Source organism: bacterium (assembly GCA_040753085.1).
Taxonomy (GTDB): domain Bacteria; phylum UBA9089; class JASEGY01; order JASEGY01; family JASEGY01; genus JASEGY01.
Genome location: JBFMHI010000076.1, coordinates 1 through 12387, shown reverse-complemented (window position 1 = coordinate 12387; position 12387 = coordinate 1). Strand labels below are relative to the sequence as shown.

The window sequence follows — 12387 nt, the reverse complement described above, 5'->3', positions numbered from 1 at the left end:
ACCGGGTCGACGGCAATCCCTACATTCCTCATTGCTCCGGTCTACTTCAATGACTTTGCCGTCATCCTCTTTAAAGTCCTCGAAACCGGGTCGACGGCAATCCCTACATTCCTCATTGCTCCGGTCTACTTCAATGACTTTGCCGTCATCCTCTTTAAAGTCCTCGAAACCGGGTCGACGGCAATCCCTACATTTTCCAGGGCTACCACACCAAGGATCGGTTCTGCTTCTTCCGGCCCAAAAATAACTTGAGCCACCGTTTCCGAACCCATAAAGGCAACTCGGGCATATCCGTAGTTATATTCTACCGGCTGCCCATTAGCTAATTCATATACATCTTTACCTTCAACTTCAATACCTGCTTCTTTCAGCTTGCCTTCAGGAGCCATACAATCAATCGACCCTGTATCCACTAAAAACTCGGCCTCATATCCTTCCCTGGATTTGGCCAGATTGGTGATAGTGGTCGTAACCTTAATGGTACCCATTACATTACCTCATCTTCTGAAGTTGTTTCATTTCCTGCACATCCACATACTCGATATCCAAGGTTTTCTTAAAAACCGCTAAAGCGGTTGCTTTGGTTTGTTAGTGTTCTCCGATTCACCCCGATAAATCGGGGTGCTATTCTCATATGTTTACTTGAGTTTAGCACTCTGATTTATCAGGGTGTTACGGATAGGATAATATCCAGAATCATAACCGCTTTAGCGGTTTCAACCCCTGAAAGTCTGACGGCGCAGGTCGAAAAAACTTGAATATCGAGACGTAGGATTTAAGCACTTCGCTCATCATGGTCTGGTATCCGCTATGACGGCGGGCGGCATATTTAAACCACTGAAGGATCTTTTCATCCAGACTAATGATTTTTTCTCGCTGTATGGTAAAGCCACCTCAAGCATATTTAAGCTGAATTAGCCCCTTTAATCTCCACCGCCTTGAATTTACAGGACTCAAAACAGAGACCGCATTTGATACATTTTGTGGGGTCTATGGTATAAGGCCTTTTCTTTTCCCCTGTAATGGCGACGTTGGGACATCTCTTGGCACAAAGCATACAACCCGTACACATTTCAGGGTTAATGACATAAGTGGTCAGCTCCTTACAACTGCCGGCGGCGCATCTTTTCTCCTTGATGTGAGTTTCATACTCGTCTCTGAAGTATCTAATAGAGGAAAGAACAGGATTAGGCGCGGTTTGGCCCAGACCGCAAAGGGAGGAATCCTTAATCATTCGGCCAAGCTTGACCAGGGTGTCAATATCCTCTTCCTTCCCTTCCCCCCAGGTGATCCTGGTTAATATCTCTAACATTCTTTTGGTGCCTATCCGGCATGGAACGCATTTGCCGCAAGACTCATCCTGGGTGAATTCCAGGAAGAACCTGGCCAATTCAACCATACAATTGTTCTCGTCCACAATGACCATGCCGCCGGAGCCCATAATAGCGCCCATTTCCTGCAATGAATCATAATCGATCGGCAGGTCTAAATGCTCAGCCGGGACACATCCGCCTGAGGGCCCACCTATTTGAACCGCCTTGAATTTCTTGTCCTTGGGTATGCCCCCCCCGATATCAAAGATGACTTGGCGCAGGCTAATCCCCATGGGGACTTCCACCAGTCCGGTATTGTTTATCTTGCCGGCCAGGGCAAAGACCTTGGTGCCTTTACTCCTTTCAGTGCCCAGACTGCTGAACCAGGAAGCAGAGTTAAGGATAATCGGCGGAATATTGGCCCACGTTTCCACATTGTTAATATTGGTCGGCTTCCCCCAGAGTCCTGACTGGACTGGAAAAGGCGGCCGCGGCCTGGGGCGGCCTTGCTTGCCTTCAATCGAGGCTATCAGGGCTGTTTCTTCCCCGCAGACAAAGGCCCCGGCCCCTTGTTTGATCTTTAATTTAAAGCTGAAACCAGAACCCAGGATATTTTCTCCTAACAGCCCGGCCTCTTCCGCCTGGGCAATGGCTATGGTCAGATGGTCTACGGCAATCGGATATTCCGCCCGGACATAGATATAACCTTCATTAGATCCAATAGCATACCCCCCGATAATCATGCCTTCAATTACAGAATGGGGGTCTCCTTCTAGGACGGCCCGGTCCATAAAGGCGCCGGGATCACCTTCATCGGCATTACATATAATGTATTTGGGCGTCTCCTTGGCTGCCCTGGCAAATTGCCATTTCAGGCCGGTGGGAAAGCCGCCGCCGCCGCGGCCACGCAAACCCGATTGTTTCACCTCTTCAATCACGCCCTCGGCAGGCATCTCCGAAAGCGTCTTAGCCAGGGCCGAATATCCATCTCTTTCAATATAGTGAGCCAGACTGGTGGGATTAATCCGGCCGCAGTTACGCAGAACAATCGTTTTCTGATCCTTATAAAAGGGGATGTCTTTGGAATGAACTATCTTGGCTCCCCCTTTAGGACCTTTAAGGCACAGCCTGTTTACCACCTTATTATTAATGAGGGTCTTTTCTATAATATCCAGGGCATCTTCAGGCGTTACCCCTTGATAGAATATATCCGCCGGATCAATGACCATCACCGGCGCCTTGGCACAAAACCCCATACAGCCGGTCTCTATTACCTCTATCTTATCCTTTAATCCTTTTTCTTCAATGCCTGTGGCCAAGGCATCTCGCACACTGGCCGCCCCACGCGCCCGGCATCCGGTCATGCAGATACGAACATAAGTTTTATCAGGGTCATTCAGGGTATTCAATGATTTACGGTATTGAGCCAAATCATCGAATGTCTTAAATAATCGTTGTTCCATAAGTCCACTCCTCTTCTAATTATACTGTTTGATGGCCTCTTCTATTTTCTTTTCAGCCAATTCTCCAAAATAATCCTGGTTGATCATCATCACCGGGGCCAGGAAACATGTGCCCACACAACGAACCGATCTTAAAGTAAAATTAAGGTCTTCGGTAGTGTCCCCATCTTTAATCCCCAGTAGACTTTCTATCCTTTCAAGGATCTTTTTAGCCCCTTTGACGTGGCAGGCCGTCCCGGTACAGACGTGAATAGAATTCTTACCCTGAGGAACAAGATGAAATTGGGTGTAAAAGGTGACCACGCCATAGATGCGGCTTAAAGGAATCTTTAAGCCCTTTCCCACCGCCTGGAGGGCCTTATCCGGTAAGTAATTAAATAAGTCCTGCACTTCCTGAAGGGCCGGAATCAAAGCACCCTTTATTCCCTTGTATTTTTCAATAATGGCTTGTAATTTATCCGCCTTTTCTCTTTCCATTGATTTCCTCACCTCCTATTTTATCCCGGCCATCTTAAGTATCTCAGGCACGATCTCCTCTTTGCCGATAGCCATCAAATGAACCCCATGGCAGATGCCCTCTTCTTTTATCTGCTTAATATGTCGGGCCGCGATCTCCTTGCCCTTGACGATCCCCTGCCCTTTTCCGGCCGACTTGACTTCTTCAATAAGTTTTTCCGGAACCGTTACGCCGGCTACCTTGGCGTTCAGGTACGTGGCCATACCGACCGAGGTCAGCACCAGTATCCCGGCCAGTATCTTCACTTCTTCAAACTGGCCAGCATATTTCATAAATTCCTTTAACTTGTCCATGTCATAGACGGCCTGGGTCTGAAAAAATTCTGCCCCGGCCTTGATCTTCTTTCTGAATTTCAATAATTGGGGTCCCATCCTGTCCGCCTCCGGCGTAGCCGTCGCCCCGACACAAAAAGAGACCGCCCCATCCAGGTCGTTTCCCCCGATATCCTTACCGCCCTCTAACGTCCTGACGGCGGCAATTAATTGCACCGAGTCCAAATCGAAGACCTGCTTGGCCCCTTTATGGTCGCCCAGCATAATATGATCCCCGGTCAGACAGAGGACATTTTCCACGCCCAGGACATAAGCCGATAACAGGTCGGCTTGAAGGGCCATCCGGTTTCTGTCCCGGCAGGTCATCTGAAGGATAGGCTGGCCTCCGCGGTCTTTGATCAGGTGGCAGACAGCCAGCGAGGAAAGCCTCATCACCGATGATTGATTGTCGGTCACATTAAGCCCGTCCACTTTATCCTTCAAGAGGTCGATATGATGAAGCATCTTTTCAATATTAGTGCCTTTGGGAGGGCCGATCTCAGTAGTAATGACAAAATCACCCGATTTCAGGGCATCTTTAAATAGTCTCTTCATTATGCCTTCCCTCCCTTAACATCTGCAATAAACACATCTTCTCTGATGGTCCGCCTTGGCCCATTATCTCGATCCGTAGACCAATCCTTGGGCGGCAGGATATCTTCTAATAGTTCCAGTTGACCCAACCTTTCCAGCCGCTCATAAATCAACTGCCAGCCGCAGTCTGTCTCAGGATTGACCTCACATTTGCCGTTCTGAGAACCGCCGCAGGGGCCGTTTAATAAATTTTTGGAGCAGCGGGCAATGGGACAGACCGCCCCAAACCTGGCCAGACCGCAGTTGCCGCATCCCCGGCAATTTTCCACCCATAATCCGGGCTGAACAGGCATCCCCAGGGAAGTCGTGTTCAGGGCCGGATAGATCAGCTTATCCGGAAACTGCTGAGCCATAGCCTGGACGCCTACCCCACAAGCCATAGAAAGCACGGCCTCCACCTCGTCCACCTTTTGAGTTATCTCTTCCAGATACTCCCATTCACACTGTCTGAGAATAGTAGCCTCAATTATCTCAATCTCGTTTCCCGCCAGCCTGCGGGCCATTCGCAAAGCCGAAGCCAATATCCCCACTTCCTTCTCTCCGCCGGCCATACAGACCGTAACGCAGGTTCCGCAGCCCAGCAGGAGTATTTTTTTGTGCTTAGTCACTATTGACTTTATTTCTTCTAACGGTTTTTGTGCCGCAATGATCATATCAACCATCCCACCTTTCTCTTAACCTCAGTAAGAGCCTGTCTGAAAAGTTGATGCGTTAATCAGCCCCGTAGGGGCAAAATGTTTATAGTAGCCGTTTTTCTCATAAACCCAAGCTCCGTTAGGAGCGAAATGTTCAAGAAGTAAACTTAGCAAAGCGAACATGTCGCCCCTAACGGGACTAAAAATAACGGTGGGCGCTCATGTCTATAAACATTACGTCCCTAACAGGACTTTTCAGACAGCCTCTAAGAATCACCATTTGTGGTTGAATTCTCTTTCAGCTAATATCTGTAACTATTCAGCCACAGATGGACACGGATGAAACACTGATTTTTTTGTAAGTGTTCAGCCACAAAGACACTAAGACCTTCCTGTCTTCGTGCCTTGGTGGCTGAACGGTTACCGAAAAACTTCTTTAGAGTGGGCGTGTCAATCCGTATTTTCATTTGTATCCAACCATCTACAGGGATTTCACTTTCGGTTGAGTGGACTGGCCCCCAATTCTTTTATCCGCCTGGTCATCTCTGCCGCCACCTCGGCAAATTTAGTGCCCATCGAGGCGCTCATATTATACATCTCTAACCGAGCTCCGCCCAAACCAATCTGATCCAGAAGGTTTTTGGCATATTCCACCCGCTTTCTGGCCCTGATATTGCCCTTTAAGAAGTGACAGTTCCCTTCCAGGCAACCGGCCACATAGACGCCATCAGCCCCTTCCTCAAAGGCCCGAAGTAGATACAGCACATCCACCTTGCCCGTGCATGGAAGTCTGACTACCCTGATATTAGGTGGATACTGAAGCCGCATAGAACCGGCCAGATCCGCTGCCCCATAAGCACAGTAATGACAGCAAAAGGCCACAATCTTCGGTTTGAAATCATCAGCCATTTTCCAGTCTCCTTAATTTACAAGTATCTACTCAAAATCAAGTTAAAAAAGTAAGCTCATTACAGATTATAGTGCTATGGGTTAAGTTCCATCTCCTTTTGTCCTGACAGCGTCGGCATAAGGGCTTCCCCTCCCGATGGGAGGGGTTAGGGGAGGGTGGTAGCTCTTTTTCTAAGGTTTTTAGCAAGAGTAATAATATTGCCCGCCCATTTCACCCTCACCCTATCCCTCTCCCATCAAGGGAGAGGGAATTTTGCTTTGTCTCCCAACTAACTGCTTAACTTAGTCTTGAGTAGTTACATTTACAATAACCCTTCTGCCCTCATAAGTCCAGCCAGTTTCGGTTCTTCTTTCGCATATCCCCGAAGGATATCCTTAAGCAAAATTGCTTCCTTCACCTGCTTTTTAAGCTCCGCTATCTCAGAGTCTTTTTCTTTCATCTCTTTCACCAGAGGGGCTAAGGTAGTTCTCCTGTCCCACAAGACAAATCCCATTAATATCAGCATCCCTGAAAATAATAGACCAAACCCCCAGTCCAGACGTCCTTCTAAACGTTGAACTTCCTCTCGCAGACCCTGAATGTCACCTTTAACCTCCTCTCGCAGACCCTGGAGGTCACCTTTAACCTCTTTAACCTCCTCTCGCAGACCCTGGAGGTCACCTTGCAGGTTATTAATATCCCCGCGTATAACAGCCAGGGCTTCTATTATCCCCCGGTCAGTTATCCTTGGAGCTACCTGAACAGCCGTGGCGGTCGAAGCAGATGATAATACTATGATCAGCAGTATCAGTAATATTCTTACCATAATTTTTATCCCCCCTCCTTCTCTTAATGCATAGCCCCTTCACACTTAGCCAGAATCTGCACGTCTTGGAAGTGACATAACTGGATAGCCTTGGCCGGACATTCAGCCGCACAGATACCGCAGCCGTGGCATTTGGCCGGATCTATCTCAGCCACGCCGTCAGGATTAATAAAAGGCACCTCGTAAGGACATGCCCGGACACAGGTCAAGCAGGCGGCGCATACCTCGGTGTCAACCACTGAAATTACCCCGCCCACCTCCAGATAATCTTTGGCCAGAACAGTGACCGCCCGGCCGGCCGCCGCTTCCGCCTGGGAGATATTTTCAGAAAGCGGCTTGGGTGAATGGGCCAGTCCGGCCAGAAACATGCCGTCAGTAGCAAAATCTACCGGTCGCAGCTTCAGATGGGCCTCTAAGAAGAAACCGTCACTTCCCAGGGTCACCTTGAGGGCTTCCGAAATCTTACTGGCCTCCGGTCGAGCCACTACCGCCGCGTTTAAAACCATCAAATCCGGTTCCAGGATCAGGTCTTCGCCTAAGATCGGATCCCTGACCTTTACCTGCAGCCTGTCACCGCCAGTAACCTCCGGCTTATGTCCTTCATCATATCGAATGAAGATCACCCCGGCCTCTCTGGCCGCCTGATAATAGCTCTCTTTAAATCCGTAAGTCCTGATGTCTCGATAGAGATAGTAAACATCGGTTTGGGGGTATTTCTCTTTTATCTTAAGGGCATTCTTAATCGCCTGGGCACAACACAGACGGCTGCAATAGGGCCGCTCTTCATCTCTGGAACCAACACAGCCGATCATCACTACCGAATGCGGATGGCGGATGTCAGATGGCGGATAGACCAGGTGCTTCTCCAATTCTAATTGGGTAATAACCCGCTTATCCTGACCATAAAGGTATTCGGTGGGCTGGTATTCTGTCCCACCTGTAGCCACAATCAACACCCCATGCTCAATCTCATCGAGGGTGGATTGCGGATTACGGATGGCGGATTTAAAATGCCCGACATGGCCGGTTATTTCTTCCAGTTCGCTGGACAGATGCACCTCGATTAACTGGTGATTCCGCATCTGCTCTATCAGGGACTTCAGATAGGCCTGGGGATCATTACCCTTCAGGGTAAAATAAACCCGACGCAGGTTGCCGCCTAATTCGGCTTCCTTCTCTATTAGATGGACCTTAAAACCCTGCGAGGCCAACGACAGAGCGGCCCTCATCCCGGAAACCCCGCCTCCAATGACCAGACCGACTCGGGTTATCTCAGCCTGAAGTAAATGAAGGGGTTGAAGATGCCTGGAACTGGCCGCCGCCATTCTGACCAGGTCTTTGGCCTTGGCCGTGGCTTCGGCGGGGAGACTCTGATGCACCCAGGAACATTGATCCCGAATATTGGCCATCTCAAACAGATAGGGGTTTAGCCCGGCCTCACGGATGGTCCCCTGAAAGAGCGGTTCGTGAGTCCTGGGCGTGCAGGCGGCCACGACCACCCGATTGAGTTTATGGTTAGTTATAGCCTCTCTTATTTTGGCCTGATTATCAGAAGAACAGGCATAGATAGCCTCTTGAGAAACGACCACATGGGGCAAAGTCCCGGCATATTTGACTACAGCCGGCACATCTACCGTGGCCGCAATATTGATCCCACATCGGCAAACAAAGACACCGATTCTTGGTTCCTGGCCATTTATGTCCCTTTCGGGAGGATATGCTTTATGCTCGATTAATTCTCCCCGGACATCCTGCAGCAACTCTTCTGCACAGGCTGCCGCGGCCGAGGCCTGCATTACCGTCTCGGGAATATCCTTTGGCTCCTCAACCGCCCCGCAGGCATAGATGCCTTCCTTCAGGGTAGTAGACGAAAATGCCTGACTCTGGATGAAGTCGTAGGTATTTCTCTCCACCCCTAAGATGTCGGCTAATTGTCTCAGTTTCTCTTTTGTCCGCAAGCCCACCGAGAGGACCACCAGGTCAAACTCTTCCTCCCGCCGGTCTCCATTTACCAGGTATCGTATCTGAAGATTTCGGGTATGGGGCATCTCATAGACCTTAGAGACCTGCGACCTGATATATCGCACGCCGTATTCCTTTTCTGCCCGCTGGTAGTATTTATCAAATCCCTTGCCAAAGGCCCGCAAATCCATAAAGAATATGGTTGGCTCAAGCTCTGGTGAATGTTCTTTAGCAATAATAGCCTCCTTGGTGGCATACATACAGCAAACTGAAGAGCAATAAGGCCGGTCTATATCACGGCTGCCAACGCACTGAATCCAGGCGACCTTTTTAGGCTCAGCCTGGTCAGAAGGCCTGATGACGTGGCCACCCGTAGGCCCAGAGGCGGAAAGATACCGCTCAAATTCAAGGGAAGTCAAGACATTAGGATAATAGCTATAGCCATATTCGCCTTTGATCTTCGGGTCAATCAGCTCAAACCCTGAGGCCAGGATTATAGAACCGACATCGAGGTTGATCTTTTCTTCTCTCTGCTCAAAATCAATGGCCTTAGCCTCGCAGACCTCGGCACAGACCCGGCACTTTCCAGTATTTAACCCGACGCAGGTGGTTGGATCAATAACCGCCTTTTTGGGCACGGCCTGGGGATAAGGGATGTAGATGGTTGGCCGGCCTTTTAGATTCATGTCGTATTCGGAAAGGATGGGTCGGACCTCTTGGGTAGAAACATCCTCTGGCCTGATGGCGCCGGTGGGACAGACCTGGAGGCAGGCGCCGCAAGCCATACAGACAGGAGACCGGCCGTCAAAGGGGGCTTTGACCTTTCGTTCAATACCCCGCCCCACAAAGCCAATGGCGCCCCGGCCCATCACCTCATTGCATGCCCGCACACACAGGCCGCACAGGATGCAGTTGTCATCTCGCTTTGGGAATCGAGGCTCTTTCAGGCCAAAAGAAGCGGCCAGTTTCTGAATAGGCGCCGAGTTAGGGCATCTGGCCAGAAGCAGCTCAACAATGATCTTCCTTATCTTGATGATCTCCTCTGAATCCGTAACAACCTGAAGCCCTTGCGCCACCGGATAAAGGCAGGAAACAACCACCCTTGGCCGGCCGCCTGAGCTAACCTCGACCACACAAAGCCGGCACCCGCCATAAGGGGGAATTCCCTGGAGGTAACAAAGGGTAGGTATCTCGATCCCGGCTGTTTTAGCTGCCTCTAAGACCGTCTGCCCTTCATGGGCCTCGATTTCTTTATTATTTATAGTAAGCTTGATCATTAAATACTCCTTAGCCTCTAAGTCGGTTCTTCCCCTCGCCAGGTTGACGACTCATCTGCATCCCGGCCCCCATTAAGATATAATCGTTCTCTTTATTAGTTGAATTAATTGGCAATTTACAACTGAGGATGCTCGCCTTCTACCACCATGGCTTACTCTTTCCCTTGGCCTTTATTATACTCGTCGTGCGTTAATACGGCACGAATGTAAAACGGTCTGCGATGAACCGCCCACCGTAGCCCGAAGGGCGAAGGAGGGTTCGGCGCCACCGCGTTTGTTAAGCCCTCTTGTTCAGCTTCGTTTGTTTGAACCCGTCTATCTTGTCTCGAAACATTCGGTAGCGACGCTTCACTCGCTCCACGTATTTCGCATCTTTGAGCAAGACATTTTTCACCAACGTGAGAATGGCTGGGGCCAGTCGAGATTGTGGGCTGCCGGGGTTCAGGATAGGCCCCTTCAAATCAGCTATAGGCTACTTCAGCCCCAAATATTTTCTGATATGTTTTACTAAATCGTTATCAATCTCCGTATGTCTTGGAACAGCTTGTTTCTTGCCTGTAGAGGGATTCATATAAATATCGTGCTTTGCGCAGGTCTTAATAAAACACAGCCCCCTTTCATTAACTGGCGGATAAACTCTTCTCGTTTCATATCGTAACTTCTTTCATTTCGTATTCTTTAGGCACATCATCCATAGCCATCATTAGATATGCATCCTTAATATTTTCTTCTAATTCTTCAAGAGACTCTCCTTGCGTCATAATTTCTGGATGTTCGAGAAGTCTTCCAAGCCAAAACTTTTCTCCTTTCCAGTAAATCATAGTCATTTTTGTTTTCATAATGATTCCTCCTGCAAGTAATATATTATTTTGATCGGGTAGGTCAGGGGCCCCATCCCCCCCTAAGAACTGTACATGGAAGTTTCCCCCTATACAGCTCAAGCATTTCAAAGGCAGCCCTTGTGGGACAAGCCCGACTGTGATCCTTCCCATATCTTCCCCCTATTCTATCTACCCATTACCATCTCGGTATAGTTAAAATAAACTCGTTCCCAATAACCTCAAGGTTCACATTACGACCCGTGGTTTTCTTTACAGATTCTATTATTCTTTTTATTCCAGTTCCAGTATGAGTAACCAGCCCCATCTTACTTAACAATATATATATAGTTGGATTTCTCAATACATGGGCAGCACCTATTTTAAGGTTTTCAATATTGACCGTATTGGGTAGTTTGCCTGGTGTCCGAAATTCTATCCTATCGTTGAATATAAATACTCGTATAGGAGCACTAATAGTATAATCTCTATGTGCGACTGAGTTAACAAGGGCTTCTCTTAGGACAAAATCTTCAATCTCAGGATATTTTTCATTTTCAAGTCCTTTTATAATATGTTTTTCTTTTATATAAATCCTTAGGAATCTAATACAATCTTCAAGCATTTGTGGAATTTTACCGTCGATCTCTTTTTTATCAGATGGCGGAATAGATATATCATTCCCATCTATATAAGCAGTAATTATGTTTGAAGTTGGGACATAGAATTGAGGATTTTCCGCAAAGAACATAATTCCTGCCAGGGTTGGCTTTTTGTTCCTTGAAAGCGCTTTTATATTAATTAAATAGTGCATTAAATTTTCATCTTCTACTTCTAATCCAAAATACTTTTCTAAAAATTTCTTAGAAAAGTTTATGTCAATATCTTTAATAGACGCTTTAAAAATTTCAATCTCATCGTAATATATACTTTCAGTAGCATGGAAGAGACGCAGTAACTCTTCTCTTGATGCCTGTCTGCATCTATTTGCACTTCGGATGTAGTATAACCCGCTACCAGTTCTGTAAGGTCTTTGCTCCCCTTTAGGAACATTTACTATTATTATATTTTTCTCATCAACTATTAATGTCTCAGTTACTACGGTACAGGGTGGTTCACATCTATTAAAGGCTACATCATCAATTCTCCTTATCGTTTCATCAATCTCTTTTTTATCTAATCCAGGAATTTCACCATTATCACGGACACCTATTATTATTTGACCTCCATCTGTATTTGCAAAACAGACAATACCTCTTGCAAGTTCTTCATTATCAGTAAGTTTTTTTTTGAAATCGGTATGTAAATCCTCGCCATTTAAGATTCTTTCTTTAAATTCAAGTTCATTCATACCTTTTCTCCTGAAAATAGTGAAGATATTGTCAAAAAGTAACGGCTCAGCCGCTGCGCCGTTAGGCCGAGCGCGAAGCAGTCGGCCTAACGCTGAAACTCACCCGCCAAAAAGCGCCAGCTTTTTGGTCGGGTGCAGTGATTGGTTAGCCCGGGCTCATCCTTTCTTGAGGGCGAGGCAGACCAATCCCCCAACTACAAGCACGGCAAATATTTGGATTAGCAAGGCAGCCACATTCACCGTTGCAGGAATAACTGCGGTGCTTGTAGTTGAGACATATGCTGATTTCTTGTATCTACTCAAGATCAAGTTAAAAAAGTAAGCTCATTACAGATTATAGTGCTATGGGTTAAGTTTCATCTCCTTTTGTCCTGACAGCGTCGGCATAAGAGCTTCCCCTCCCTTGATGGGAGGGGTTAGGGGAGGGTGGT

General features: G+C 47.8%; 10 protein-coding genes. All 10 read right to left on the bottom strand.

Annotated elements, in window-relative coordinates; genetic code table 11:
* Positions 1-125 precede the first annotated feature (125 nt).
* The 10 genes from AB1797_08830 to AB1797_08785 all read right to left on the bottom strand — a co-directional run bounded on the left by AB1797_08830 (position 126) and on the right by AB1797_08785 (position 11956).
* Positions 126-488 carry a clan AA aspartic protease gene (locus AB1797_08830; GenBank protein ID MEW5767713.1) on the bottom strand — a complete coding sequence of 121 codons (363 nt, stop codon included), beginning with the start codon at positions 486-488 and terminating at the stop codon, positions 126-128.
* Positions 489-904: 416 nt separating this feature from the next.
* Positions 905-2776 (bottom strand): NADH-quinone oxidoreductase subunit NuoF, encoded by a 1872-nt coding sequence (gene nuoF / locus AB1797_08825; GenBank protein MEW5767712.1) that lies wholly within the window; start codon positions 2774-2776, stop codon positions 905-907.
* Positions 2777-2791: 15 nt separating this feature from the next.
* The gene (nuoE, locus tag AB1797_08820; protein MEW5767711.1) at positions 2792-3253 is read right to left on the bottom strand and encodes an NADH-quinone oxidoreductase subunit NuoE; all 462 of its coding nucleotides are present in this window, start codon (positions 3251-3253) and stop codon (positions 2792-2794) included.
* A 15-nt stretch (positions 3254-3268) separates the two neighbouring features.
* Complete coding sequence (locus AB1797_08815) at positions 3269-4159, bottom strand: methylenetetrahydrofolate reductase (GenBank protein MEW5767710.1); 891 nt, start codon at positions 4157-4159, stop codon at positions 3269-3271.
* Positions 4159-4860 carry a methylenetetrahydrofolate reductase C-terminal domain-containing protein gene (locus tag AB1797_08810; GenBank protein ID MEW5767709.1) on the bottom strand — a complete coding sequence of 234 codons (702 nt, stop codon included), beginning with the start codon at positions 4858-4860 and terminating at the stop codon, positions 4159-4161. Before AB1797_08810 ends, AB1797_08815 begins: the two co-directional genes overlap by 1 nt.
* 465 nt (positions 4861-5325) lie before the next feature.
* The gene (locus AB1797_08805; protein MEW5767708.1) at positions 5326-5742 is read right to left on the bottom strand and encodes a hydrogenase iron-sulfur subunit; all 417 of its coding nucleotides are present in this window, start codon (positions 5740-5742) and stop codon (positions 5326-5328) included.
* A gap of 302 nt (positions 5743-6044) precedes the next feature.
* The gene (locus AB1797_08800) at positions 6045-6548 is read right to left on the bottom strand and encodes a hypothetical protein (GenBank protein ID MEW5767707.1); all 504 of its coding nucleotides are present in this window, start codon (positions 6546-6548) and stop codon (positions 6045-6047) included.
* 23 nt (positions 6549-6571) lie between these two features.
* Positions 6572-9787: an FAD-dependent oxidoreductase gene (locus AB1797_08795; protein ID MEW5767706.1), complete on the bottom strand. Its 3216-nt coding sequence runs from the start codon at positions 9785-9787 to the stop codon at positions 6572-6574.
* 647 nt (positions 9788-10434) lie between these two features.
* A complete protein-coding gene (locus tag AB1797_08790) occupies positions 10435-10779 on the bottom strand; it encodes a type II toxin-antitoxin system HicB family antitoxin (protein MEW5767705.1) in 345 nt (114 codons plus the stop codon).
* 25 nt (positions 10780-10804) lie between these two features.
* Positions 10805-11956 carry an RNA-binding domain-containing protein gene (locus AB1797_08785; GenBank protein MEW5767704.1) on the bottom strand — a complete coding sequence of 384 codons (1152 nt, stop codon included), beginning with the start codon at positions 11954-11956 and terminating at the stop codon, positions 10805-10807.
* Positions 11957-12387 lie beyond the last annotated feature (431 nt).